Origin of the sequence: Mesorhizobium sp. LNJC405B00, assembly GCF_000502615.1 — a bacterium.
Classification (GTDB): Bacteria; Pseudomonadota; Alphaproteobacteria; order Rhizobiales; family Rhizobiaceae; genus Mesorhizobium.
Genome location: NZ_AYWC01000016.1, coordinates 33,232 through 59,109 on the forward strand (window position 1 = coordinate 33,232; position 25,878 = coordinate 59,109).

The 25,878-nt window shown below is 63.6% G+C and carries 24 protein-coding genes and 3 pseudogenes; 15 read left to right on the forward strand and 12 right to left on the reverse strand.

All coding sequences use genetic code 11. The annotated features are described in order from the left end of the window. Window positions 1-5: 5 nt before the first annotated feature. From purB to X756_RS141340, 3 genes are all read right to left on the reverse strand, one after another. Window positions 6-1,307, reverse strand: coding sequence for an adenylosuccinate lyase (gene purB, locus X756_RS141345; RefSeq protein WP_023731169.1), 1,302 nt, complete (start codon window positions 1,305-1,307; stop codon window positions 6-8). A gap of 59 nt (window positions 1,308-1,366) precedes the next feature. Next, window positions 1,367-1,786, reverse strand: a complete 420-nt coding sequence (locus tag X756_RS01000000165955; RefSeq protein WP_245261354.1) for a hypothetical protein — start codon at window positions 1,784-1,786, stop codon at window positions 1,367-1,369. Between the two features lie 101 nt (window positions 1,787-1,887). Continuing rightward, entirely contained in the window at window positions 1,888-2,613 is a 726-nt protein-coding gene (locus tag X756_RS141340; protein WP_023731170.1) for a DUF2259 domain-containing protein, read from the reverse strand. A gap of 137 nt (window positions 2,614-2,750) precedes the next feature. Here X756_RS141340 and X756_RS141335 point away from each other — a divergent pair, with 137 nt between their 5' ends. Then, on the forward strand, window positions 2,751-3,005 hold the full coding sequence (locus X756_RS141335; RefSeq protein ID WP_023669083.1) for a DUF2171 domain-containing protein: 255 nt from the start codon (window positions 2,751-2,753) through the stop codon (window positions 3,003-3,005). Between the two features lie 7 nt (window positions 3,006-3,012). Here the strand turns inward: X756_RS141335 and X756_RS141330 are convergent, their stop codons facing one another. Further along, a complete protein-coding gene (locus X756_RS141330) occupies window positions 3,013-4,032 on the reverse strand; it encodes a P1 family peptidase (protein WP_023731171.1) in 1,020 nt (339 codons plus the stop codon). Beyond that, a complete protein-coding gene (locus X756_RS141325) occupies window positions 4,032-5,102 on the reverse strand; it encodes a branched-chain amino acid ABC transporter substrate-binding protein (RefSeq protein WP_023731172.1) in 1,071 nt (356 codons plus the stop codon). The genes X756_RS141330 and X756_RS141325 overlap by 1 nt, the downstream gene beginning before the upstream one ends. 179 nt (window positions 5,103-5,281) lie before the next feature. On the opposite strand from X756_RS141325, the gene X756_RS141320 reads away from it, so the two are divergent. The 8 genes and pseudogenes from X756_RS141320 (at window position 5,282) to X756_RS141290 (ending at window position 13,164) form a co-directional block, all read left to right on the forward strand. Then, window positions 5,282-5,809, forward strand: coding sequence for a flavin reductase (locus X756_RS141320; protein WP_031239320.1), 528 nt, complete (start codon window positions 5,282-5,284; stop codon window positions 5,807-5,809). Continuing rightward, entirely contained in the window at window positions 5,806-6,735 is a 930-nt protein-coding gene (locus X756_RS141315; protein WP_023731174.1) for a MoxR family ATPase, read from the forward strand. The genes X756_RS141320 and X756_RS141315 overlap by 4 nt, the downstream gene beginning before the upstream one ends. A gap of 4 nt (window positions 6,736-6,739) precedes the next feature. Further along, window positions 6,740-8,081 (forward strand): annotated as a pseudogene (locus tag X756_RS01000000165960) (VWA domain-containing protein). A gap of 59 nt (window positions 8,082-8,140) precedes the next feature. Continuing rightward, complete coding sequence (locus X756_RS141310; RefSeq protein WP_023669077.1) at window positions 8,141-8,479, forward strand: XdhC family protein; 339 nt, start codon at window positions 8,141-8,143, stop codon at window positions 8,477-8,479. 2 nt (window positions 8,480-8,481) lie between these two features. Next, a complete protein-coding gene (locus X756_RS141305) occupies window positions 8,482-9,186 on the forward strand; it encodes an XdhC family protein (RefSeq protein WP_023731175.1) in 705 nt (234 codons plus the stop codon). After that, complete coding sequence (locus tag X756_RS141300) at window positions 9,183-10,787, forward strand: molybdopterin-binding/glycosyltransferase family 2 protein (protein ID WP_023731176.1); 1,605 nt, start codon at window positions 9,183-9,185, stop codon at window positions 10,785-10,787. Before X756_RS141305 ends, X756_RS141300 begins: the two co-directional genes overlap by 4 nt. 185 nt (window positions 10,788-10,972) lie before the next feature. Further along, window positions 10,973-11,884 (forward strand): phospholipase, encoded by a 912-nt coding sequence (locus X756_RS141295; protein ID WP_023731177.1) that lies wholly within the window; start codon window positions 10,973-10,975, stop codon window positions 11,882-11,884. A gap of 101 nt (window positions 11,885-11,985) precedes the next feature. Beyond that, window positions 11,986-13,164, forward strand: coding sequence for an epoxide hydrolase family protein (locus tag X756_RS141290; RefSeq protein ID WP_023731178.1), 1,179 nt, complete (start codon window positions 11,986-11,988; stop codon window positions 13,162-13,164). Window positions 13,165-13,200: 36 nt separating this feature from the next. On the opposite strand, the gene X756_RS141285 is transcribed toward X756_RS141290, so the two are convergent. Then, window positions 13,201-14,259 (reverse strand): DUF1176 domain-containing protein, encoded by a 1,059-nt coding sequence (locus X756_RS141285; protein WP_023731179.1) that lies wholly within the window; start codon window positions 14,257-14,259, stop codon window positions 13,201-13,203. Between the two features lie 124 nt (window positions 14,260-14,383). On the opposite strand from X756_RS141285, the gene X756_RS141280 reads away from it, so the two are divergent. Then, window positions 14,384-14,890: a DUF1993 family protein gene (locus X756_RS141280; RefSeq protein ID WP_023739373.1), complete on the forward strand. Its 507-nt coding sequence runs from the start codon at window positions 14,384-14,386 to the stop codon at window positions 14,888-14,890. A gap of 75 nt (window positions 14,891-14,965) precedes the next feature. Here the strand turns inward: X756_RS141280 and X756_RS1000000168070 are convergent, their stop codons facing one another. Then, window positions 14,966-15,130, reverse strand: coding sequence for a hypothetical protein (locus X756_RS1000000168070; protein ID WP_023731181.1), 165 nt, complete (start codon window positions 15,128-15,130; stop codon window positions 14,966-14,968). Between the two features lie 330 nt (window positions 15,131-15,460). Here X756_RS1000000168070 and X756_RS141275 point away from each other — a divergent pair, with 330 nt between their 5' ends. The 3 genes from X756_RS141275 to X756_RS141265 all read left to right on the forward strand — a co-directional run bounded on the left by X756_RS141275 (window position 15,461) and on the right by X756_RS141265 (window position 18,537). After that, entirely contained in the window at window positions 15,461-16,003 is a 543-nt protein-coding gene (locus tag X756_RS141275; protein WP_023731182.1) for a hypothetical protein, read from the forward strand. Between the two features lie 118 nt (window positions 16,004-16,121). Beyond that, on the forward strand, window positions 16,122-17,189 hold the full coding sequence (locus X756_RS141270; RefSeq protein ID WP_023731183.1) for an aldo/keto reductase: 1,068 nt from the start codon (window positions 16,122-16,124) through the stop codon (window positions 17,187-17,189). A 52-nt stretch (window positions 17,190-17,241) separates the two neighbouring features. Further along, on the forward strand, window positions 17,242-18,537 hold the full coding sequence (locus tag X756_RS141265; RefSeq protein WP_023731184.1) for a cysteine desulfurase-like protein: 1,296 nt from the start codon (window positions 17,242-17,244) through the stop codon (window positions 18,535-18,537). Here X756_RS141265 and X756_RS141260 read toward each other — a convergent pair. The 5 genes and pseudogenes from X756_RS141260 to X756_RS141245 all read right to left on the reverse strand — a co-directional run bounded on the left by X756_RS141260 (window position 18,509) and on the right by X756_RS141245 (window position 24,207). Then, window positions 18,509-19,537, reverse strand: a complete 1,029-nt coding sequence (locus X756_RS141260) for a histone deacetylase family protein (RefSeq protein WP_023731185.1) — start codon at window positions 19,535-19,537, stop codon at window positions 18,509-18,511. The two genes, X756_RS141265 and X756_RS141260, sit on opposite strands and share 29 nt — an antisense overlap. Then, entirely contained in the window at window positions 19,534-20,037 is a 504-nt protein-coding gene (locus tag X756_RS141255; RefSeq protein WP_027049504.1) for a GNAT family N-acetyltransferase, read from the reverse strand. The genes X756_RS141260 and X756_RS141255 overlap by 4 nt, the downstream gene beginning before the upstream one ends. 209 nt (window positions 20,038-20,246) lie before the next feature. Beyond that, window positions 20,247-21,184 (reverse strand): annotated as a pseudogene (locus tag X756_RS01000000165965) (3-keto-5-aminohexanoate cleavage protein). A 10-nt stretch (window positions 21,185-21,194) separates the two neighbouring features. After that, window positions 21,195-22,568: an aspartate aminotransferase family protein gene (locus X756_RS141250; protein WP_023690163.1), complete on the reverse strand. Its 1,374-nt coding sequence runs from the start codon at window positions 22,566-22,568 to the stop codon at window positions 21,195-21,197. A 1-nt stretch (window position 22,569) separates the two neighbouring features. Next, window positions 22,570-24,207, reverse strand: coding sequence for a N,N-dimethylformamidase beta subunit family domain-containing protein (locus tag X756_RS141245; RefSeq protein WP_023690162.1), 1,638 nt, complete (start codon window positions 24,205-24,207; stop codon window positions 22,570-22,572). Between the two features lie 169 nt (window positions 24,208-24,376). Here X756_RS141245 and X756_RS1000000170620 point away from each other — a divergent pair, with 169 nt between their 5' ends. Next, the gene (locus X756_RS1000000170620; protein ID WP_023669061.1) at window positions 24,377-24,625 is read left to right on the forward strand and encodes a ParB N-terminal domain-containing protein; all 249 of its coding nucleotides are present in this window, start codon (window positions 24,377-24,379) and stop codon (window positions 24,623-24,625) included. A gap of 115 nt (window positions 24,626-24,740) precedes the next feature. Next, a pseudogene (locus X756_RS01000000165970) lies at window positions 24,741-25,773 on the forward strand (alpha/beta hydrolase). Window positions 25,774-25,878: the final 105 nt, after the last annotated feature.

A 25,878-nucleotide genomic window follows, 5' to 3' on the forward strand; every position in this document is an offset into this window, starting at 1 on the left:
AGATCCTATCCGAAAACCCGCTTGAAGATCGTATCGACATGCTTGGTGTGATAGCCCAGGTCGAATTTCTCGCGGATCTCGGCTTCGGGCAGCGCTGCGGTGACTTCCTTGTCGGCCAACAATTCGTCAAGGAAATCAGCGCCATGTTCCCATACCTTCATGGCGTTGCGCTGCACCAGGCGGTAGGCGTCCTCGCGGCTGACGCCGGCTTGCGTCAGCGCCAAAAGCACGCGCTGCGAATGCACAAGGCCACGGAACTTGTTCATGTTCTTCAGCATGTTGTCGGGATAGACCAGCAATTTGTCGATGACGCCGGTCAACCGCGACAGCGCGAAATCGAGTGTTATCGTGGCGTCCGGGCCGATCATGCGCTCGACCGAGGAATGCGAAATGTCGCGCTCGTGCCAGAGCGCGACATTCTCCATCGCCGGCAAGGCCATGGAGCGCACCATGCGGGCAAGGCCGGTGAGGTTTTCGGTCAGCACCGGGTTGCGCTTGTGCGGCATTGCCGACGAGCCCTTCTGGCCCGGCGAAAAATACTCTTCCGCTTCCAGCACCTCGGTGCGCTGCAGATGGCGGATCTCGGTCGCCAGCCGCTCGACCGACGAGGCGATGACGCCGAGCGTGGCAAAGAACATGGCATGGCGGTCGCGAGGGATGACCTGCGTCGACACCGGCTCCGGCTTCAGCCCAAGCTTTTTCGCCACATGTTCTTCGACATAGGGATCGATGTTGGCGAAGGTGCCGATCGCGCCCGATATGGCGCAGGTGGCAATATCCTCCCGTGCGTGCACCAGCCGCTCGCGGCAGCGTGAGAACTCGGCATAGGCCTGCGCCAGCTTGACGCCGAACGTGGTCGGCTCGGCATGAATGCCGTGGCTGCGGCCGATGGTGACGGTGTCCTTGTGCTCGAAGGCCCGGCGCTTCAGCGCGGCGAGCAGGCCGTCGAGGTCGGCCAGCAAAATATCGCTGGCGCGGCTGAGCTGCACCGCAAGGCAGGTGTCGAGAACATCCGATGAGGTCATGCCCTGGTGGATGAAACGCGCATCCGGCCCGACGAATTCGGCGAGATGGGTGAGGAAGGCGATGACGTCGTGCTTGGTGACGGCCTCGATCTCGTCGATCTTGCCGACGTCGAATTGGGCGGCGCCGCCTTTTTCCCAGATGGTCTTGGCGGCTTCTCTGGGGATGACGCCGAGCTCGGCCAGCGCATCGCAGGCATGGGCCTCGATCTCGAACCAGATGCGGAAGCGGGTTTCCGGCGACCAGATGGCGACCATTTCCGGCCGGGAATAGCGAGGGATCATCCGTCAGTCCTGATATGTCGGTGGTTAAGTGCGCCTCCTATCAGAGGCGGACCGAATGCTCAACGCTGCTGGCGTGCAAACCACACGCTGGCGGCGGCAAGCGCGATGAATCCGAGCGGAAAATAGAGCCTGATACCCAGCACCACGAACTGGTAGAGCGCCGTCAGCGAGGTGAAGACCAGTTCGAACGCCCACCGGGCGGTGAAGGCCTCCGCGTGCCATTCGGCATAATAGGAGCGGTATTGCAGCGCAAACAACCCGCCGGTGAAGGCGAGCGTCGTGGCAAGCAGGCAGACGAAGGCGGCGGCGAACGCCACCTCCCAATGCCGGTCGAGCGAGACCAGCCGCGCCGCGAACAACCCGACGGGAAAGGCCAATGCCGCGCCGGTCGCAAACAGCAGGGCGACGAAGCGGATCTTTTCCGGGGTCTCCCAATTGTCGAGCCAAAGACCGGTCAGCGCGCTGGCGCCCATGGCCATCGCCCACAGCAAGGCGCCGACAAGCGCCGTGCCCGTCGATGGTACGGCGCGGCTGACGCGATTTCCGGCGCGCTTGCGCCAACTGGATTGATCGAGCGATGTCACAGGCGTCCGGTCACGGCGATCCAGCGAAAATCCGGCCCTTCGAAGCCGTATTGGCGCACCGCGATCAGCACCGCATAGGCGCTGATGCCGTCCATCGAAAATGTCTGCACCGCGCCGATCCTGTAGCCGTTCGGGCAGCCACGGCTTTTCGGGATCGATTTATCCTCATGCAGCAGATGGGTCTGGCCGCCATCCCTGGCCTCGATCCGCAGCAGGCGAAAACCGTTGACCTCGCCCTGGCTCTGGCAGCTTTCGGTGTCATTCATGCCGATCTCGTCCAGCCGGAATTCCAGCGGCGGGTCGACCGGCGAAAAGATCGGCCGTGGGTTCACCACCATGCGGATCGGGTCGGCCGACAATTCGGTCACCGGGTTGAAGCCGGCGGTGATGCCGCGGTTTGCGGTGAGTTCGGCCTGCACAACGACGGCTTCCCCCTTCTGCCTGGTCTGCTGACGGGCCGCCTCGAGCGAGGCGGTCTCATCCTCAAGCCGGACCCGGATTGGCGTGCCCTTCAGGAACGTGTCGTCGGCGGTGTTGATGTAGTAGCGATTGGCATAGGGAAAGCCCGAACCGTCTGCCACACCATATTCCTCGAAGGCGAAGACGCTGCCATCCTTGCTGAAGCCGAGGATTTCAAGCTCGGCGACATCGCCCGCTCGGGCGGCCATGGCGGATGCCAGATGGACCAGCAGGCAAACGCCAATCAGGACGAGATTTCGCATCGGGGTTCCGCTCCGCCTGCCGTGGTTCGATCGTTCCCTATCACGAGACAGTCAAAACATCGTGCTATTCAAAAGGCGATGCATCCAATTTCGCCTCTGTTTGTTATCGTCGATCGTTTTCAAAAGGAGAACACCCCATGACTGAGGCCAGCAAGATTCGCGAGCATATGGAAGTGGTCGGCGCCGACGGCGTTCACATCGGCACCGTCGACAGGGTCGATGGCGAGCGGATCAAGTTGACCAAGGCCGACAGCGGCGAGGGCGCCCATCAGGGGCATCACCACTACATTCCCTTGAGCCTGCTTGCCGAGGTCGAGGGCCAGAAAGTCTGGCTGTCGGCGAATTCGGATGTCGCGGTCAGCTTCGAGGAAGAGGAGTCCGACCCGACCTGACTGAAAGTCAGCGCGACGACCACACCGGAAACAGATCGCCATCGGCCGGCGTCGCGGCATGGATGCCGCGGCTGATGGCGCGCGCCATGGTGGCGCCGGCGGCGGCAAAGAAATCGACGGCATCGTCGGCGCTGAGTTCTATGCCGCTCTTCCCCGTCGCCAGCGCGAACACCAGATCGCCGTCGGCCGGCGTGTGCACCGGCCAGATGGCGCGCACGAAGCCGTCATGCGCTGAAATGGCCAGCCGCTTGGCTGCCGCCTTGGTCAGCACAGCATCGGTGGCGATGACGGCGATGGTGGTGTTGCCACCGGCCTCGGCTTGTCCACCGACACGCTTGTCGCGGTGTTTCAATAGGATCCGCCTGGCGTCGTCCGGCATCGGCGAGGGATAGCCGAGGCCTCCGAATTCATCGCCGATCTCGAAGGGTGCTGCCCAGAAATAGCGGGTCCGCGCGATCGTTACCGAGCCGGTCGGGTTGGCGGCGGCGAGTGCGCCGATGGTGACGCCGCTGTCGAGCACAGTCGAGGCAGAGCCAAGGCCGCCCTTCAGCCCGGAACTCAGCGCCCCGGTGCCGGCGCCGATTGTGCCGAGCGGAATGTCGACTGTTGCCGCCTGAGCTGCTTCGTAGCCGAGGTCGCGGTAGGGAGGATAACGGCCCCAATCCTTGTCGCCGCCATTGCGCAGGTCAAACAGGATCGCCGCCGGCACGATCGGCACGCGAAAGCCGCCGACATCGATGCCAACGCCTTTTTCACGCAACGCCGCCTGCACGCCCGATGCGGCGTCGAGGCCGAAGGCCGAGCCGCCCGAAAGCACGACGGCGTGAACCGCCTCGATGGAATTGTGCGGTTCGAGCAAATCGGTCTCGCGCGTGCCCGGCGCGCCGCCGAGGATCTGCACGCCACCGACCGCCGGTTCGTCGCACAATACGGTGGTGACGCCCGATTTCAGCTTGGCGTCCGACGCGTTGCCGACGCGCAGGCCGGCGACATCGGTGATCAGATTGCGCGGCCCGGTGCGAAACATCAGTTCGTCTCCGCCGGCACGAAACGCGTCCCGTCGAAGCGGAAGGCGCGATAGACGTTTTGGCTCAGATCGCCTTTGTCGTCGAACCGCAGCGGGCCGATCGCGGTGGTGAAATCGTGCCCGGTTAGCGCCTCGGCCAGCCCCTTGCCGGAGCCCTCGGACACCGCCGAGGCCGTCTTGGCGATCTCCACCGCCGCATAGGCAGGCAAGGAATAGCCATCAGGCGCGATGTTTTTGGCCGTAAACGCCGCCAGCACCTTGGGATCGGCGACATCGGCCCATTCCGGCGGCGCGATCATCAGCGTGCCGACGGCGTAAGGCACATCGCCGGGTGGCGTGCGCAAATTCTCGCCGCCGGCAAAGACAATGCCGGCCTCGAGCTGGCCGGCGTCGCGGCCCATAATGGCGATGTCGTCGCCGTCGCCACCGGCAAAGACATGCGTGGCGCCCGCCTTCTTCAGCCGGCCGATCAGCCCGATCTGGTTGTCGAGCTGGGGCCGGAACGTGTCTGTGAAGACCGGCTTCAGCGCCGCCTGTTCGGCCGCGGCGCGCAGCGTCTCGGCGATTTCGCGGCCATAGATGGTGCCGTCATCGACGATGGCGAACAATTCGCTCTGCCACAGCCGGGTCAGGATGGCGGCCACCGCATTGCGCTCGTCATCGCCGCGCGGCCCCAGCCGATAGACCGGCCAGCCGGTTTTGGCGCGGCGATCGGTCAGGCTTTCGGTGCGCACGCCAACGGTGATGACCGGTATGTCAGCGTCCTTGAGGATCGGCAGCGCCGCCTGGATCGCCTCGGTGCAGAGGAAGCCGACGACGACCTTGACCTTCGCCGCCGCGAACTCCCTCGCGGCGGCGGCGCCGCCATCGGCTGTGCAGGCATCGTCGACCGTCCTGATCTCGGCGCCGTTGGCTTCTGCTGCCAGGGCAGCACCCGCCTCAATCTGCTTGCCCAGGATCGCCGACGGACCGGACAGGGGTGCGGCGACGCCGACAAGCAAAGTCTGCGCGCCGGCGCTTGCCGGCAGCAGCCAGAGCAGTGCCGCTATTACAGCTGTTAGGGGTCGCATTCTGACGACGAATTCCTCCGTGCCGGTCGCATGCTTCCAGCGTCTCTTCCGCAAGACCTAAAGGCTGCCCGCCCCAGGCGCAACACGGGAATTTGCGGATTGGCGTCAAGCACTTCGCTTGTGGCCTATTGTGTGCCGCCATATATAACGCTTGGATTCCCGCTTATGGAAAATCATCGGTGTTGAAGTTGAACGACATAGGGCCCCAGGCCTATCGCGACGCGATGGCGCATTTTGCCGGCCATGTCCATGTGGTGACCACCGAAGGGGCCGCCGGCAAACGCGGCACGACGGTGATTGCCGCCTGTTCGGTGTCGGACACGCCGCCGACGGTTCTCGTCTGTCTCAACCGCGAGAATGCCAAGAACGAGCTGTTCATGCAAAACGGCCGGTTTGCGCTGAACACGCTGGCTTCGCACCAGCAGCCCCTATCGGTGGCGTTTTCAGGCCTGACCGGGCTGTCGGCCGATGAGCGTTTCGCGCTTGGCGAGTGGGATGTCATATCGACGGGCGCGCCTACCCTGAAGGGCGCTCTTGCGGTTTTCGACTGCGAATTGATCGACACCAAGGATCTCGCCACCCATCGTGTGCTTTTTGGCAAGGTGACAGGCCTGCGCATGGGCGATAATTTGCGGCCGCTGATCTACCACGCCCGCGACTACCACGTGCTGCAGAGCGGAGCAGAGGCGGCAACGGAGAAAGAATGACCGAGCTGAAACCGCGCCCCGAGCCGCGGACGATCGACGAAACGCTCGATCTCCTGACCGGCGCGGACTACGTCGCGGACCGCTCGCTGGCAACGGTGCTGTTCCTGTCCCTGCGCATGCAGCGGCCGCTGTTCCTTGAAGGGGAGGCCGGCGTCGGCAAGACCGAGATCGCCAAGGTGCTGGCGCAGGCACTCGGCCGCCGGCTGATCCGCCTGCAATGCTATGAAGGGCTCGACGTCTCGTCCGCTGTCTATGAGTGGAATTACGCCGCGCAGATGATAGAGATCCGCATGGAGGAGGCGGCAGGCTCGGTCGACCGCTCCGACATGGAGCGCAATGTCTTTTCCGAAAAATACCTGATCCGCCGCCCGGTGCTCGATGCGCTGACCGGCAAGGCGGGTGCGGCCCCGGTGTTCCTGATCGATGAGCTCGACCGCACCGACGAGGCTTTCGAAGCATTCCTGCTCGAAATCCTGTCCGACTTCCAGGTGACGGTGCCTGAGCTCGGCACCATCAAGGCGGAGGAGCCGCCGATCGTCATCATCACCACCAACCGCACCCGCGAAATCCACGACGCGCTGAAGCGGCGCTGCCTCTATCACTGGGTCGACTATCCCAATGCCGAGCGCGAGCTGGAGATCGTGCGCCGCAAGGTGCCGCAGGCCAACAGCCGACTTTCCGCGGAAGTGGTGTCGTTCATCCAGAAGCTGCGCCGGGTCGAGCTGTTCAAGGCGCCGGGTGTCGCCGAAACCATCGACTGGGCCGGCGCGCTGACCGAACTCGACAAGGTGGCGCTCGATCCCGAAACCGTCTCCGACACGATCGGCGTTTTGTTGAAATACCAGGACGACATTGCCCGCATCGGCGCGGGCGAGGGCCGGCGCATCCTCGATGAGGTCAAGGCCGAACTGGCGGCGGCGGAGTAGGGCAGTGAAGGCGCCGGGTGCTTACCCCAAAGAGACCGACCCCAGAGAGGCGACGGAAGACGGGCGCATCGCCGACAACATCGTCTATTTCGCCCGCACCTTGCGCAAATCCGGCATGCGGGTCGGGCCGGCTTCGGTCAAGGATGGGATCGAGGCGGTGCTGGCAGCCGGCATCGGTTCGCGCGACGATTTCTACTGGACGCTGCATGCCGTGCTGGTGTCGCGGCACGAGGATCACCCTGTTTTCGACGAAGCCTTCCGGCTGTTCTGGAAATCGCGCGAGCTGATCGAGAAACTTCTGGCGATGTTCTCGCCTGTGGCGCCCGACACCAAGGAGAAGCAAAAGCCGCGCGCGGCAGAAAACCGCGTCAGCCAGGCCATGTTCGAAGGCCACGAGAAGAATCGGCCGGTCAGGGAAATCCCGGAGATCGAGGTCGACGCCCGGCTAACCTTCTCCGGGAATGAAGTGCTGCGCGGCAAGGACTTTGCCCAGATGAATGCCGACGAGATGGCAGACGCCAAGAAGGCGATTGCCCGGCTGCGGCTGCCGTTCGACATGGTCCGTACCCGACGCTTCAAGGCAGACCTGCATGGCCGCCGTATCGATCCACGCGCCATGATGCGCTCGGCCGCGCGCACCGGCGGCGAACTGANAGGCAGACCTGCATGGCCGCCGTATCGATCCACGCGCCATGATGCGCTCGGCCGCGCGCACCGGCGGCGAACTGATCCTGCCGAAATTCCGCTCAGCCCGCGAAGTGCATCCGCCGCTGGTGGTTCTCGCCGATATCTCCGGTTCGATGAGCCAGTACACGCGCATCTTCCTGCACTTTCTGCATGCGCTGACCGAAAAACGGCGGCGCGTGCACACCTTCGTCTTCGGCACGCGACTGACCAATCTCACGCGGCAGATGCGCCATCGCGACCCCGATGCCGCCCTTGCCGACTGCTCGGCGGCGGTGAAGGACTGGTCGGGCGGCACCCGCATCGGCGATACGCTGGCGGAGTTCAACAAGCACTGGTCACGCCGCGTGCTCGGGCAGGGCGCGGTGGTGCTGCTGATCACCGACGGGCTGGAGCGCGACGATGTCGCCGGCCTGTCGGAGGAGATGGATCGCCTGCACAAATCCTGCCGGCGGCTGATCTGGCTGAATCCCCTATTGCGCTTCGACGGTTTCGAGGCCCGCGCCCGCGGCGTCAGAGCGATGCTGCCTCATGTCGACGAGTTCCGCTCGGTACACAATCTCGATGCGCTGGCCGACCTCTGCGCCTCGCTGGACAAGAAATCGGCCGCTTCGGTCGATCCGCGTCGCTGGCTGGACGCTGGTGTCAGGCGCGCCGCATAGCCATATTGGATTCCGAAAAACAGGCTCCCAGAGAAAAACAGACTTTGAGGCAAGCGATCATGGACAACAGCATCTATCTCGATGAGGCCCGCGACCCCTTGATCATCGCGGAAGGCTGGATGAAGGACGGCAAGGATGTCGCCATCGCCACTGTGGTCGAGACCTGGGGTTCGGCGCCGAGGCCGGCCGGCAGTCATCTGGTCATTGACGCCGAAGGCAATTTTCACGGCTCGGTCTCGGGCGGCTGCGTTGAGGGTACCGTGGTGAGCGAGGCGATGGACGTCATCGACTCGGGGAAAGCGAAGATGCTGGAGTTCGGCGTTGCCGACGAAACCGCCTGGCAGGTCGGCCTGTCCTGCGGCGGCCGCATCAAAGTCTATGTGGAGCGGCTCGGTTAGGCATGGATCCCTACGCTCTCAAAGCCCTCAATGCCGAACGCCGTGCCCGCCGTGCGGCGATCCTGGTGACCGATCTCGGCGACGGCCGCGACCGCATCGTGCGAGAAGGCGACCAGGTTGCCGGCGATCTCGGGCAAGCGATCGCCAAGGCTTTCCGCACCGGCAATTCGGGTTCGGTCGAGGCTGAAGGGCGCACCTTCTTCCTCAACGCGCATTTGCCGCAGCCGCGCCTGGTGGTAGTCGGCGCCGTCCATATCAGTCAGGCGCTGGCGCCGATGGCCAGGATCGCCGGCTATCCCCTGGAGATCGTCGATCCGCGCACCGCCTTCGCCACCCCGGACCGTTTTCCCGATGTAGCCCTGCATGCCGAATGGCCGGAGGATGTGCTGAAACGCCAGCCGCTCGACAGCTATACGGCGCTCGCCGCCGTCACCCATGATCCGAAGATCGACGATTTCGCACTGAAGGCCGCGCTCGACGCCAACTGTTTCTATGTCGGCGCACTCGGCAGCCGCAAAACACACGCCAGGCGCGTCGAGCGCCTGCTGGCGCTCGGCGCCAGCGCCGACCAGATCGCCCGCATCCACGCACCGATCGGTATCGACATTGGCGCGGCGAGCCCGGCCGAGATCGCCGTCGCCATCATGGCGCAGACGATCCACGCCTTTCGCTCGCGCGGGCTGGAATCGAAAGGCGCTGCGGCGTGAGATTCGGTCCGGTTCCAATCGACCAGGCGCAAGGCGCGGTGCTGGCGCATGCCACGACGGCGGGCGAGCGGCGTTTCCGCAAGGCGCACAGGCTGAGCACGCAGGACGTGGCGGTGCTGACGGCGGCCGGCATTACCGAGATCGTCGTGGCGGTGCTTGCCGCCGATGACCTCAGCGAGGATGCGGCGGCCGAAAAGATTGCTGCCAGCATGGCCCACCGCAACATCGAGGCAAAACCTGCCGCGACCGGCCGCGTCAACCTCCATGCCAAGGCCGCCGGTCTCTTCACCGTCGATGCCGCCATGATCGACGCTATCAACACGGTCGACCCGACCATCACCATTGCCACGCTGGCGCAGCACGCACCTGTCGAGAAGGGACAGATGGTCGCGACGGTCAAGATCATCCCGTTCGCCGTTGCCTCGGCCCTTGTCGATGCGGTGACAAAGATATGCGCCGGCGGCGAGATCTTCGCCGTCAACGCTTATCGGCCGGTGCGCATCGGCGTGATTCAGACGATGCTGCCCGGCATCAAGGCCAGCGTGCTCGACAAGACGCTGCGCGTCACCGAGGCCCGGCTGGCACGCTCCGGCGGTCGGCTGACGACGGAGCGCCGCACGCCGCACGAGATCGCGCCTGTAGCCGAGGCCGCGGCCGCGCTGGCGCGCGACAACGACATGGTGGTGATCTTCGGCGCCTCGGCGATGAGCGACTTCAACGATGTCGTTCCGGCGGCGATCGAGGCAGCAGGTGGCACGGTGATCCGCGCGGGCATGCCCGTCGATCCCGGCAATCTGCTGGTGCTGGGCACGCTCGACGGCAAGCGCGTCATCGGCGCGCCCGGTTGCGCCCGCAGCCCCAAGGAGAACGGTTTCGATTGGGTGCTCGACAGGCTGATCGCCGGCCTCGACGTCACAGCCAAGGACATTGCCGGCATGGGAGTTGGCGGCCTCTTGATAGAAATCCCGACCAGGCCGCAGCCGCGCGAGCCGGTGCCTGCCGGGTTGAAGGTCGACCTTGTGCTTCTGGCCGCTGGGCGTTCCAGTCGCATGGGCGGACCAAACAAGCTGCTGGCGCTGTTCGACGGCAAACCGCTGGTGCGCCGGACAGTCGAGCGCGCACTGGCCTCGAAGGCAACCAGCACCGTTGTCGTCACCGGCCACCAGCGTGAGCGGGTGCACCAAGCCTTGACCGGCCTCGACGTGATCTTCGCCGACAATCCGGATTTTGCCGACGGCCTGTCCTCGTCTCTAAAAGCCGGCATTGCCCGCGTTGGAGCCGAGGCGGCCGGCGCCATGATCGTCCTCGGCGACATGCCGGGTATCTCATCGGCCGATCTCGACCGGTTGATCGAGGCCTTCCGTAGGGACGGCGGCCGCTCAGTGGTGCGTGCCGCCCATGACGGCCGCCGCGGCAATCCGGTGCTGCTGCCACGCGCGCTGTTTGGAGGCATCGCCCACCTCGAGGGCGACACCGGCGCCCGCCATCTGGTCGAGGCCGAGGGACTGGATGTCATCGACGTCGAGATCGGCGACGGCGCGTCGGTCGACGTCGACACCCGCGAGGCGCTCGAAGACGCCGGCGGCGTGCTGCAGGATTGACAAAGCGAAGCCGAAAAACGCATGCCTTTAGCATGGCTCTCTCTTTACTTGCCTCAGCGCTTCTACCCCCCTCTGGCCTGCCGGCCATCTCCCCCTCAAGGGGGGAGATCAGCAGCCTCGATGGCGGCGTCTATCCTGCAGCTTTGAAGATTGGCGGAAGGCGGCGTGATATCCAATCTCCCCCCTTGAGGGGGAGATGGCCGGCAGGCCAGAGGGGGGCGGCCGCGCTCCATAGCCTTCTGATTTCGCTCTTTTTCCTGTTCTCTGCCGCCCACGCCGACGCGCTCGAACTAAAACCCTACAAGGATGACCTCTTCGCCTATCCGGCGACGCTCTCGTCCACGGACAAAGGCGCCTACACCGTCATCGACTATCGCGAGACGCGCGACATCAACGACCGCGACGAGGTGCCGGAAAAGCGCGTGCAGGCTAAGTATACCGACACCGGCGTGCGCAAGGTGCAGCGGGATTTGATGCTGAAAACCGATGCCGGCGATGTCAGGCATGTCGCCGTCGGCAAGACCGAGGGCGCCGGCATCATCGTGCTTTACCTGCACGGGCAGGGCGGCAGCCGCAAGCAGGGCGTCGACGACTTCACCTTCGGCGGCAATTTCAACCGCATCAAGAACCTGATGGCCGGCAATGGCGGCCTCTATCTCTCACCCGATTTCACCGATTTCGGCGACAAGGGCGCGGCCCAGGTCGCGGCGCTGATCGTCCACTATGCCGAGGCCTCGCCGGACGCCAAGATTTTCGTCGCCTGCGGCTCGATGGGTGGTGCGCTGTGCTGGAAGCTGGCCGGCCGCAACGATACGGGACGGCGCATCAACGGGCTGCTGCTGCTCGGCTCGCTATGGGATGACAGTTTCCTGTCGAGCCCGGCCTACAGGCGCCATGTGCCGGTGTTCTTCGGCCAAGGCAGCAAGGATCCGGTCTTTCCCGTGGAGAAGCAGGAGGCCTTCTTCCGCTCCATCACTGCGAACTCGAAAGCCTATCCGACCCGGTTCGTCCGGTTCGAGACCGGCACCCATGGCACGCCGATCCGCATGGTCGACTGGCGCCAAACGCTGAACTGGATGCTGTCGAAGGCGCCCTGAGGCATATCGCCCAGGGGTGCCCGTTGGTTTTGGCGATCATGGTTCGGCCGATATCCTTATTGGGGTAGGCTGATATCATCCAACAGATCGGAAGCACAGCGATGGACGCTCACCCCTTCAAGATCCAAATTCCGAACGAACAACTTGAAGATCTGCAGCGCCGGCTTAGCGCAACACGATGGCCAATTCCGCTAAGCGAAGCGGGCTGGAACGATGGGGCCGACCTGCCATTCATCAAGCGCCTTGCGGATTACTGGCGAGACCGCTTCGACTGGAGAGTGCAAGAGGCGCGGCTGAACCGGCTGCCGCAATATCTGACGAGGCTGAACAACCTAGATGTCCACTTTGTCCACCAGCCAGGCAACGGACCGGCGCCGCTGCCGCTGATCATGACGCATGGCTGGCCCGGCTCGTTCATCGAAATGGAACACGTCATTCCATTGTTGGCAGACCCAGCTGCCCATGGTGGTGACCCGGCCGACGCTTTCCACGTGGTAGTTCCCTCCTTGCCCGGATACGGCTTTTCCCAGGCGCCGACGGAACCAGGCTTCCATTCCGGCCGCATCGCGGAGTTATGGGTACAGTTGATGCGCGGGCTCGGCTACGACCGCTTCGCTTCCCAAGGAGGCGACATCGGCGCGGGCGTTTCCGCCTGGATGGCACGGCTCCATTCCGAAAGCGTGCTTGGCGTCCACGTCAATTACATTCCCGGGAGCTATCGGCCACCTTTGGGTGCAGGTCTGCCACCTGTCACCGTTGAGGAGCAGGCCTTCCTGGACAAGGCCGCGGCCTGGACGGCAACGGAGGGCGCCTATGCCCATCTGCAGGGCACGAAGCCTCAGACGCTTGCTTATGCGCTGACAGACTCGCCGATCGGTCTCGCAGCCTGGATGATCGAGAAGTTCCGTAGCTGGAGCGATTGCGACGGTGACGTGGAGCGCACCTTCGGCATGGACACGCTCCTTACGGATGTTTCGCTCTATTGGTTCAGCAACGCGCTCACCTCGTCCTTGCGGCTCTACAAGGAGAATCGACTGTTCCCTCTTGCGTTCGAGACGCTGGAACGCGTTTCGCCGCCATTTGGGGTAGCGCTTTTCCCTCGCGAGTTGCCGATGCCGCCTCGATCCTGGGTGGCGCGGGTCTTTGACGTTCAGCGATGGACATCGATGCCGCGAGGCGGCCATTTCGCTGCGCTGGAGGAACCGAGTCTTCTGGTCGAGGACATTCGCGCCTTCTTCCGGCCGATGCGTTCCCGGCCTGAAACGAGAAGGCGAATGTGAAGGACTGCTTGAGCGCGGCGGTTCCTGATAAGATCCCTACGGCGCGGTGTTGTAGTCGACCACCGTCTGCGGGTTCTCCTCGCCATCGTAAGACGCGTCCACATCATATTGGACGAGGGAAAAATCGCCGTTACGGAACAGGTATATCCCTTTGTCCGAGGCGTCGCCGATGCCGCGCCATTTGTTGAACGTGGTCAGCGTCTTGGCGTCTTCGTCATATTCGGAATTGGCCGCCCAGCCGGTGGTGCGGAAGCCGATGATATCCATGCCCAGCAGTTTGCCGTCGCTGTCATTGTTCTCGTAACGGATATCCATTTCGGGCTCGGTGAACTGCAACTGCCGCACGCCCGATACTTCGTCGGTCATGTAGTAGACCGAACTTGCGTTATAGGCTACCGCTTGGCAGTAGAACTCGAAAAGCCGCGTTTCCTTGTCGGGATCGCTGGCAGCCGCGTCCTTTGCCTTGTATTTGATCGAAAAGATGTTCGGCTCCTCGCCGAGAAATTGCTTGTCACACTGATCGCCATAATCGGCGGCGAACAGTTTCTTCACGTGCTCGAGTGCGGTGTCCTTCTTCGGCGGCGGCGGCCCGTCACCACAGCTTGGCGGCAGCGCCTCCTCGAAATCGGCCTTGGACGGCTTCAGCGCGCCCTTGTCGATAAAGATCGGTCGGAACGGCGGGGCCTGGATCTGAGCGCTGACCTGGCGCAGCGTGTAGCAGCCGGCGAAGACCGCTTCATTGCCGTCCTTGTCGGTGGCGCGGATGGCGACAGGAACGCTGTAATAGATGCTGCCGGCCGCACCTTCATCGGAAATGGCGCCGGTTTCGACGTCGACCTTGTAGGTGCCGTCATAGCCCTTGACGAAGGTATCAAAATCCTTTGCCGGCTTGGTATCGCCGTAGTAAGCCCAGGCGCGGGCGAATTCGTGCCGGTTGATGGCGCTGTAGAGCGAGCGGATGACGGCTGCGGCGTCTGACCTGTCATCGACGTAAGGGGCCTGGTCATCGGCTGCCGGTTCATCGTCGGCGAACACAGCCTGGCCGGATGCGGCAAGGGAGCAAAAGGCGGCCGCTGCCAGAAAGACGCGTCTCATCGGAGAATCTCCACCACGGAGGAGTCTATCATAGCGATTGCGGCGACGTGGTGACGCTTGAAAAATCCTCCGGGAAGGCGCTACGTCCCGCCGTCGGCGCTTCAGCCGCAATGGAGATTTGAACGTGACACTATCGATGTATGAAGCCTCTGTGCCGGTGTTTTCGGCCAGGCTGAAGGCGCTGTCCGGCGTGCTGTCGGCGGCCGAACAGAATGCAACCGAGCGCAAGATCGACCCGCAGGTGTTTTTGACCGCGAGGTTGGCGCCCGACATGTACGCGCTGGCCAGGCAGGTGCAGGTCGCCACCGACCACGCCAAGGGCGCGCCATCACGGCTGGCCCGTCGCGAGGTGCCGAAATACGAAGACAATGAAGCGACCTTCGCCGAGCTTCAGGCGCGCCTGACCAAGACGCTCGATCTGCTGGCGTCATTCTCGGCCGCCGAATTCGATGGTTCGGATGAAAGGGTGGTCGAACTGAAGTTTGGCCAGCGCGAAGCCTCGATGCCCGGCATGCAGTATCTGCTGCATGTCGCCATGCCCAACTTCTATTTCCACGTGACCACCGCCTACGACATCCTGCGCCACAATGGCGTGCCGCTGACCAAGGGCGCCTATCTCGGTAATCGTTGACGAATTGCGCGTTGCGAGGTTTCCCGGCCGCTACCGGGAAACTTCGTATGACGCTGGTTCAGCGCCAAGGCTTACTCAACGCAGTGACATTTCGCGCGCGATGCGTGGGAAATCGGCCGGCTTGACGCCGATGTCGGCGCGGTCGGCATTGCTCATCGAGTGCAGCAGTGCCAGGGCGGAACGATAACGCTGATGCTCCTGCGGACGCGGACGGGCAAACGTTTCAGTGAAGAACCCCATGATTCGGCCCCTTGTTGATCCTCCACGGCGCCGAATATAGGAGAATTGTGAAGATTGTGCAGTGCAGCATTTGCATGGCAGCCATGCCAAGCGAATTTTTTTCGGCACAATTGCCGCGTGCGCTGAAACTTGTGGCGCATCCCCACCGTATGCATAGACGCTGGCACATGGCCGGCTTTTCCTCGCCACTCCTGGCGAATTTCCGGACTGCATGCAAATGCAGTCCGGCTTTTTGTTGGGTCTTGCACATCGCCAACCGGGCCCGCGCAAGCCTCGCAAACGCCTAAACTGGTTAAGATCAGCGGCATTCATTTTTAACGAGCCGGTTCTATGCTGCGACCGGCTCTGTTCGCACGCTTAAACGAGGGGGAGGCTGACATCGGCGCCAAGCGGGATTTCGCTTCCTTGCTCGACGATCTGTTCGTTGCCTCCGACAAGGACGAGGCGGGCGAGGAGACCGGCGCGCGGCCGTCGATCCCGTTCGACTATCTCTCCGTGGCCGACGAGCTTCATTCCGGCCGCATCAAGGTCTCGGGCGAAACATTCGCCGCCGAATACCGCGAGGCGGGAGCCGATCTGGCCGCAGAATTTGCCGCCCTTCTCGATCATGCCAAGCTGGCGCTCGCCGGCGAGGAGGCAAAGCCCGAGGAAAAGCTGCCGCCGATCGACCCTGACGCGATCGCCGTCGAGCTCGGCCTCGATCATCCAGTCAAGAACGCCGATCTCGGCCGCATGCGCCGCAGCTTCGCCTTCGCCAACCACCCCGACCGCGTCGCGCCGCATCTGCGCCAGCGCGCCATGATCCGCATGCAGGTGGCCAACATGCTGATCGACGAGGCCAAGCGGCGCGCGCTGGCCGGCGCAAGGCGCTAACTTTTCCTCCTTCACGCAAAAGTCGGTCCGCTGAGGGTTGGAGAGCGGCGCCGCTTTCCCTATAGATGCGACTTCCTTCCCGCGCTGTCGCGCCCAGCATTCCCGCCGGAGAAATTCCATGCACAAACGCCGTCTCGGTCGGACCGATCTTCTTGTTACCCAGATCTGCCTGGGGTCGATGACCTGGGGCGAGCAGAACACCGAAGCCGATGGCCACGCGCAGATGGATCTGGCTTTTGAGCGCGGCGTGAATTTCATCGACACCGCCGAGCTCTACCCGATCCCGCCCAAAGAGGAAACGCAGGGGCGGACGGAGAAGTTCATCGGCAGCTGGATGAAGGCCAAGGGCAACCGCGACAAGGTCATCCTGGCCTCGAAAGTGGTCGGCCGCACCGCCAACAGCTGGTTTCGTGGCGGCCGCCCGTCGAAGCTGGTGCGCGCCGACATCTTTGACGCCATCGACAAATCGCTGGCCAAGCTCGGCACCGACTATCTCGATCTCTATCAGATCCATTGGCCGGAGCGCGACATCCCCTGGGGCGCCAACCCGACCCGCGTGGGTGCTGTGCCGCGCCGTGCCGATGCCGTTGGCGCGCCGCCCGGCGAGACGCCGATCGCCGAGACGCTGGCTGTCTTCGATGAACTGGTGAAGGCAGGAAAGATCCGCCATCTCGGCCTGTCGAACGAAAGCTCCTGGGGCGTCATGCGCTTCATTGCCGAGGCCGACAAGGGCGTCGGCCCGCGCGTCGTTTCGCTGCAGAACGCCTACAATCTGGTCAACCGCACGTTCGAGGTGAACCTCGCCGAGGCCTGCGAACGCGAGGATGTCGGCTTTCTCGCCTATTCGCCGCTGGCGCAGGGCTATCTCACCGGCAAATACGATCATGGCGCGCGGCCGCAAGGTTCGCGCTCGCAGCTGTTCAACCGCGGCCAGCGCTATGAGACGCCGAATGCGGCGGAGGCGCAGCTCGAATACAACGAACTGGCGCGCTCCTTCGGCCTCGAACCGGCGCTGTTCGCCAACGCCTATGTCGCCAGCCGACCCTTTGTTACCTCCAGCATCATCGGCGCGACGACGATTGCCCAGCTCGAGATGGCGCTGTCCTCAGTCGACGTGACCTGGACCGACGAGATGCAGAAGGCCGTCGACGCAATCCATCAGCGCGTCGGCAATCCGTGCCCATAGGCAAGCCGTTCGAACGAAATTGCCGAGCAAACACAAGGGTAAGGGGACAGCAATGGATTTTCCGATCGAGACCGTCAGGGGGAAATTTCCGGCGCTGGACCTGACCGACAAAGGCCGCCGGCGCATCTATCTCGACAATCCGGCCGGCACGCAGGTGCCGCAAGCCGTTGCCGATGCGGTGGCGCGCTGTCTCTTGACCACCAACGCCAATCTCGGCGGCTATTTCGAAACGACCGTGGCGGCGCAAAAAGTGGTCGACGACGCGCATGCGGCGATGGCCGATTTCCTGGGTGCGGCAAGCGCTGAAGAAATCATCATCGGCGCCAACATGACGACGCTGACCTATCACATGTCGCGCACGCTCGGCCGCGGTTTCAAGCCGGGCGACGAGATCATCGTCACCCGCATGGACCATGAGGGCAATGTCTCGCCCTGGCTGCAACTGGCCGAAGACCTTGGCCTCGTCCTGCGCTTCCTGCCCTTCGACGAGAAGAGCTGGCAGGTCGAGGAGGCGGCGCTCAGCGCTCTGCTCACCGACAAGACGCGGCTTGTTGCGCTGAACTACGCCTCGAACCTCACCGGCTCGATCAACCGGGTCAAGGCGCTGACGGCGATCGCCAAACAGGCCGGCGCGCTGGTCTATGTCGATGCCGTGCAGTTCGCGCCGCATGGGCTGGTCGACGTGCAGGACCTCGGCTGCGACTTCCTGGTTTGCTCTGCCTACAAGTTCTTCGGCCCGCACATGGGCATTCTTTGGGGCCGCCGCGACATCATCGATGCGCTGAAACCCTACAAATGCCGTTGCTCGTCCAATGGCCTGCCGGAGCGCTTCGAACTCGGTACGCCGCAGATCGAACTGATGGCCGGACTTACCGCAGCGGTCGATTACTTCGCCGAACTCGGTGCTGCGGCCGGCGAGGGCGGTTCGCGAAGGCAAAAGATCGCAAAGGCATACGAAGTGTCGATCGCCTACGAAAACCCGCTGGCGCTGGGGCTGATCGATGGGCTGTCCGCCATTGAGGGCCTGACCATCCGCGGCATCACAGATCAGAAGCGTGTCATTGAGCGCGTGCCGACCGTGTCCTTCACCGTCGACGGCATCGTGCCAGAGACGATCGTGCGGCAGATGAATGCCGAGAACATTTTTCTATGGTCGGGTCACAACTACGCCTGGGAGATCGTCCACCATCTCGGCATTCCGGCCGAGCAGGGAGTCGTGCGCATCGGTATTGCGCACTACAACACGGCGGCAGAGATCGACGAGACGTTGGAAAGCGTGCACCGGGTGATCGCCATGCTGAGGCAGCAGCGCAAGTCAGCTATCGCTGTTTGCCGCCGAAACCGGTGAGGAACGCCGTGAGATTGTCGCCGAGCGCGTCGCAGAGATAGCCGCCTTCCTGGACGATAATCGTCGGCAGGCCAAGCTTGGCAATTGCCTCGCCGATCCGCGAGAAACCGGGCGTGGTCACCGAAAGCCCGCCGAACGGATCGCCCTCGAACGCATCGAGACCGAGCGCCACGACCAGCGCGTCCGGCGAAAAGGCGTGGATACGCTGGAACGCCACTTCGAGAGCCTCCAGAAACGCCGCGTCGGCTGATTTGCGCGGCAATGGCAGGTTGAAATTATAGCCGAGGCCCGGACCTTCGCCGCGCTCATCGGCATGGCCCCAGAAGAACGGATAGAAGCGCACCGGATCGGCATGCAGCGACACTGTCAGCACATCGGCCCGGGCATAGAAGATGCCTTGCGTGCCGTTGCCGTGATGCAGGTCGACATCGAGGATCACCACCCGCCCCGCCTGCTTGCGCAACACCTGGGCTGCGACCGCCGAATTGTTGATGAAGCAGAAGCCACCGGCGACATCGGCAAAGGCGTGGTGGCCGGGCGGCCGGCAGAGCGCATAAGCGGCAGGCGCGCCCGATATCACCGCTTCGGCTGCCTCGACTGCACTCCAGGCGCTCCACAGCGCGCTTTGCCAGGTTTCGGCGGAGATCGGGCAAGCGGTGTCGGCCATGTGGTAGCCGGCCTGGCCGACCGCCGAGGCCGGATAGGACCCTGTGCGGGCCAGTGGATGGATGTTGGGCATGACTTCCGCGGATGCGCCCTCGATGCGCTGCCAGCGCGCAAAAATGTGTTCGAGGAAGGCGAGATACTCCGGCGTATGCACGGCCGCCACCGGGCCTAGGCCATGTTCCCTGGGCCGCTCGATCATCAATCCGGCGGATTTTGCGCCGGCTAACAATCGCTCTACCCGCTCCGGCCGTTCGGGATTGGGCTGCGGCGCACCGCTGGACAGAAAGGCCTTCGGGTCGTGGCGTTTCTGCTCCTCGGCAAAGAAGGCTTTCATTCCGCGTCCCCATTCTGCGCTGCATCGGCAAAGGCGAAAAAGGCATCACCGACGATCTTCTGCGTCTGCTCGTAGCTCGACCAGGCGATACCCAGCCGCTCATAAAAAGCCTTGGCGCCGTCATTATCGGTATCGACGGACAGCCTGAGATAGGCGCCGCCATCCCGGCGGCAGTCGCGCGCGACCCGGCGCAGCAGTCTTTCGCCGATCTTGCGGCCGCGAAACCGGTCCTCGACATAGAGGTCCTGGATATAGACGCCGGGCCGCCCCATCCATGTCGAGAAGATCGGGAAATGCAGGCAGAGCCCCGCAAAATCGCCGCCGATCTGGGCGATCAGGGTGGAGAAGGCGGGTTTGTCGCCAAAGCCGTAGCGGCGGAGATCGTCGGCAGTGGACGTGATCTCCTGATGCGCGCCGATATGGGTGCCGAGCTTGAGCAGCGCGGCATGGATGGTGTCGACGTCGTCGATGGTGCCGGGGCGGAGGGTGACTGTACTCACGATAGGCAAGGCGCCCAGGCACCCCCCGCTGTCCTGCCGGACATCTCACCCTCAAGGGGGGAGATTGGCAGCTTTGGCGCTGCCATCCATTTTGCAACGATTGAGATTGGCGAAGGCCGCAGTGACATCCGATCTCCCCCCTTGAGGGGGAGATGGCCGGCAGGCCAGAGGGGGGTGTGCCAGAACGCCATCATCGCAGATCAATCATCTCAAAACGCCACCCTATCGCCACCCTTCAGCGCCAGCATCTCGCGCGCCTCGGTCGGCGTTGCGACTTCCAGCGACAACCCGTCGAGAATGGCGCGTATCCTGCGCACCTGATCGGCATTGGATTTCGCCAATTGCCGTCCATCGTAGAGACTGTCCTCCAGCCCGACGCGGACATTGCCGCCCATCGCCGCCGCGATCGAGATCAGGGGCATCTGATNATCTGATGGCGGCCGGCGGCGAGCACCGAGAACTGGTAGCTGTCGCCGAACAGCTTGTCGGCGATGCGCTTCATATGGATGAGATTGTCGGGATCGGCGCCGATGCCGCCGAGAATGCCGAGCACGAACTGGATGAACAGCGGCCCCGACACCAGCCCGCGGTCGCGAAAATGCGCCAGCGAATAGAGATGGCCGACATCGTAGCATTCGAACTCAAAGCGCGTGCCGCAGCCCTTGCCGAGCCTTTCGAGCACGCCTTCCATATCGGCAAAGGTGTTCTTGAAGATGGTGTCGCGCGTGGCTTCGAGCAGCTTTGGTTCCCACTCGTGCTGCCACTCCCTTGGCTTGTCGAGCATCGGGAACAGCGCGAAATTCATCGAGCCCATGTTGAGCGAGCACATTTCCGGCTCGGCCCGCAGTGGTGCCGCCAGCCGCTGGTCGAGCGTCATCAGCGACGAACCGCCGGTGGTGATGTTGATCACCGCATCGGTCGCTTGCTTGATGCGCGGCAGGAACTGCATGAACACCTCAGGATCGGCGGTCGGCCGGCCGTCTTTGGGATCGCGGGCGTGGAGATGCAGGATTGAGGCGCCAGCCTCGGCCGCCGCGATGGCGTCGGTCGCGATCTGGTCCGGCGTCACCGGCAGATAGGGCGACATGGACGGGGTGTGCACCGAGCCAGTGACCGCGCAGGTGATGATGACTTTCCTCGGCGCCATTCTTTAGCCCTCAGCCTTCGACCGGCAGGTCGAGTTCGGCGGCCAGAACTTCCAGCGAATCGCCGATGATGGAAATGATCTCGCCGACCTCTTCAGCCGTGACGATCATCGGCGGCGCCACCATGAAATTGTCGCCGTCGACACCGCCCTTGACCCTGCGGCCGTAGATGATCAGCCCGCGCTCGTAGGCGAGGTCGAGCAGGCGCTGCGTGGCTTTCTTGCCCTGTTCGATCGGCCGTAGAGTTTCGGGATCGGCAACCATCTCGGCGCCGGTGAGCAGGCCTTTGCCTCGGACATCGGCGATGAACGGAAAACGCTTCGCCAGCCCTTTCAGCCCGTCCATCAGCACGTCGCCCATCGCGGCGGCGTTGGCGATCAGGTCGAGGCGGTCCATCTCGCCGAGCACGGCGAGCCCGGCCGCGCAGGCGAGCGGATTGCCGGCATAGGTGTGGCCATGCTGGAAGCCGCCCGACGCCAGCAGCGGCTCGACCAGCCGCATCGGGGCGGCCAGCGCGCCGAGCGGCGCATAGCCGGAGCCAAGCCCCTTCGACAGCGCGACGATGTCGGGCTTGCAGTTCCAATGGTCGCCGCCAAGGAATTTTCCGGTGCGGCCGGCGCCGCTCATCACTTCATCATGGATGAGCAAGATGCCGTAGCGGTCGCAGATCTCGCGTATACGCGGATAATAGCTGTCCGGTGCGACGAGGGCCGAAGTCGCCGCACCGCCGATCGGCTCCATGATGAAGGCGAGCACGCTGTCCGGGCCCTCGGCCTGGATCTTCTCCTCCAGCATGTCGGCATAGCGGACGCCGCGCTGCTCCATCGAAAGATTGTCGCGGTCGCGCCATGCCGTCGGCGCCGGCACGGTCGGCATCACCCGCATCATCGGTGTGAACGTTTCGGCCAGCGCATCGTCGCCGGTTATCGAAAGCGAACCCAGCGTGCCGCCATGATAGGAGGGAAAACGCGTGATAACCTTCCAGCGCTTCGGCTGGCCGGTCGCGACCGCCCATTGCCGCGCCAGCTTGATGCAGGATTCCGTCGCCTCCGAACCGCCGGAGACGAAGAAGATTCGGTCCATGCCCTCCGGCAGTTTGCCGGCGAGCTCCCGCGCCAGTTCTTCCGCCGGTTCGTTCTCGAAATGCAGCCGGTAGGCGAAGGTGGCGCGGTCCATCTGCCGCTTCATGGCATCGAGCACGTTGCGGTTGGAGTGACCGATATTGGCGACCATCGGCCCGCTCGATCCGTCGATGAAGCGGCGGCCGTCCTGCGTCCACATATAGATGCCTTCGGCGCGGTCGATCAGCGGCCGGCGCAGGCTGGAGAGGTAGAACAGGTGCGATGGCGCGCGCGTTTCTGAACCAGTTGATGAGGGCTTCTGCATGTCAGGACTTTCCGAGGTAGCGATCGATTACATTCCTGGTCACGCGCTCGACCATCGGATCCTGCCTGAGCAGGCCGGCCACCCATTCGCAGCTTCCGGCGTGGAAAACCTCGCCCTTGCCGCGCGGGAAATTGACGATCATGCCGTTGCCGCGTTTGACTTTTTCCAGATTGGCGTCGGTCGCCTCGCCAAATAGCGTTTCGGCCGTAAAGCGGCCATCCTCGTCGGTGAGAAACTGGTCCTCGATCGGGATGTCGGCGCTTTCCTCGACCTGGCTCGCCATGCCGACGGCCAGCACCTGCAGCCCGTCAGGCGCACCGCTGTCCGGTGTCGGATAGGGCAGGCCGCCGCGGATCTCGAAATCGAGCCCGTCGACCTCATAGCCATAGACATGACTGTCGGCGCCAAGCAGGTCGCCATAGTACATGCCGGTGCCGGCAAAGGCCCAGTGCTCGGGCCGATAGACCGGAAAGCCGCGCATGCCGCGCGGTGCGCATCCGCCCCAGCCGGCATAGACGCCGCGCGTCGCGTTGAGGCCGAACGTCATTGCGCCGGGACGACCGATCTCAGGCGCTTCCCAGGAGTTGGTGGCGCGGGTGACGTCGCCGCCATAGGCCGGGTCTTCGGCGCGCGCCCGGTATTTGTAGCAGACCTGCCGCCGGCCTTCGTCCTCGAGCCTGGTCTGCCACATGAAATTGCCGGCAAAGCGCGCCGCATGACCGCCGCGCTCGACGTAGCTGTCGACGGCGTCTCGCATTTCCCAGGTCCAGTACTCGTCATGGCCGACGAAGACCACACAGTCGTAGCCGTCGAGAATCTCGGGCGAGAAGTGCAAATCGTGCTGGCTGGCGAGATCGACGCCATAGCCGGCCCGCTCGGCAAAGCGGAAGAAGTGGCTGTCATAGCTCGCCCAGCCGGAGGAGGTGTATTTCTTCGAATGTCCGGTGGCGTACGCCCATTCCATGTGCGGATAGCGCGGCACTGTTTTCGGCGGCACCGCAACCTCCAGCGGCACGCGCGGCGCATCCTTGGGCAGCACCACGAAGCCGCGGCACCAGGGCCGCTGCGTCGACACCATGCGCGCATATTGGTCGCGGCCCGGGCCGGTGATGCCCTGATAGGCGTTGGAGCCGCCCCAGGTGTTGTAGGACAGCCAGGTGCCCGTCGCCGCCACCTGCAGCACGCGACCGGGCTTTTTGCCGGGCAGGGGCGCGACGATGATGAGGTGGTGGCAGTGGATCGGCTTGCCGTCGCCGCCGTCCGCCGTCAGCGTCAGCCGGTAGGCGCCGGACGGCCAATCCTTGCCGATGCTGAATTGAAACGACGCCTCCCAGCCGCAGCCTTCGACCGAGCACTGGTCGGGCGTATCCTGCCAGCGCGCCGAAAGCCCCGTTTGCTCGAAGACTTTTGTCTCGCTGCCGCCGTCGCGGACAATGACAATGCTGAAGCGCGGCACTCTCGAACTGACATGCAGCGTCACGGTCTCGCCGGCGCGGTAGGAAAAGCGGTTGGAATAACACCAGATCTCGCCGCGCTCGCCGTCCATTCCCGGCCATTCATAGTAATGGCCGCGCACTGCCTCGCGGCGCTGCTCGGGCGTCAGTCCGAAATCGGGAAATTCGGTCGGCAGTTGGGTCATGAACACCGGAAAAGTGACAGGCCGCCATTTCGGCCATCTGCCGGCCAAGCGTCAAATGGAAACGATCGGGCCAGCAATTGCATACGACACAATTGCTTGGCCGCTCTTGGCCGCACCCGGCAAACCGACTATCTCAGGCGAGGCGGCATTTTCCGCCTCGGGAGCCGGTATGCTGAGAGTGCAGAAGGTCAAGGTCGACGAAATCTACGTGCCGACGGCGCGCAAGAAGACGCTGCATCCCGAAACGGTCCGGCATCTGGCCGAAGACATACTGGAAAACGGCATGAAGACGCCGATCCAGGTTCGCCATGACGGCAAGCGCCACATCCTGGTCGAGGGCCTGCACCGGCTGGAAGCCGCCAAATGGCTCGGCGAGACCGAGATCGACGCCTATCTGGTGCAAGCCAAGCGCCACTGAGGCGCGCGACCGATCGACAACAGCCAAACCGATCATTCTTCCGCGGATTTTTTCGCAGGGCATGTCGGCACGCGGCGTGCTCGCTCGTCCTTGGGGGGAACCTGAGGAGACCGACATGTCCAGACGAATCTATTTCGCCATTCTTGCCTCGGTCGCTGCCTTGTTTGCAGCGCCCGGCCCAGCCAATGCAGAGGAGACCAAGCCCGCCATGACCACCGAAGCAACAGCCATGCCAAAGCCGGAAAAGTCCGGCTTGCTGCCGATCGACGGCCTGAATTACTACTATGCCGTCTATGGCAAGGGAGAACCGCTNGCCGGAAAAGTCCGGCTTGCTGCCGATCGACGGCCTGAATTACTACTATGCCGTCTATGGCAAGGGAGAACCGCTGCTTCTGCTGCATGGCGGCCTTGGCACGTCGGACATGTTCGCGCCGCTGCTGCCGAAGCTGGCGGAAAACCGCACCATCATTGCCGTCGACCTGCAGGGCCATGGCCGCACCGCGCTCGGCGAGCGACCCTTCAGCCTGGAGGGGATGGGCGACGACATGGCTGGTATCGTCAAGGCGCTCGGCTATGACAAGGTCGACGTGCTTGGCTATTCGCTGGGCGGCGGCGTCGCCTTCCGTATGGCCGTTCAGCATCCCGAGACGGTGAGACGTCTGGTCCTGGTCTCGACCGGCTTCGCCGCCAATGGCTTCTATGACGAGATGCGCGGCCAGCAGGCGCAGGTGAGCGCGGCCGCCGCCGATTTCATGAAGGACACGCCGATGTACAAATCCTACGTCGCCGTCGCCCCACGTCCCGACGATTTCTCCAAACTGCTCGACGCGCTGGGCAATTTCATGCGCAAGGATTACGACTATTCCGCCGATGTGGCGAAGCTGAAGATGCCAGTTATGCTGGCCTATGGCGACAGCGACATGTACAAGCCCGAGCACGAGATCAGGTTCTACCAGATGATCGGCGGCGGGCTGAAGGATGCCGGCTGGATGCGTGAGAACCTGTCGCAGAACCGACTGGCCATCATTCCCAATCGCACCCACTACGACGTCTTCTTCGCACCGGAGCTGACGGCCGCGGCACTGCCCTTCCTCAATGGCGAAACCAAGGTGAAGACCTGGGACGAAGTCCTCAGCGAAACGAAATAGCTTGCCTGAGATACATGCCGGCCGTCTCGAGGAGGCGGCCGGCTTTTTTGTGCCTGCGAAACCACGAAGCCCTGGCGCAGCCATTAGTCCTATCGGCGCAATCGA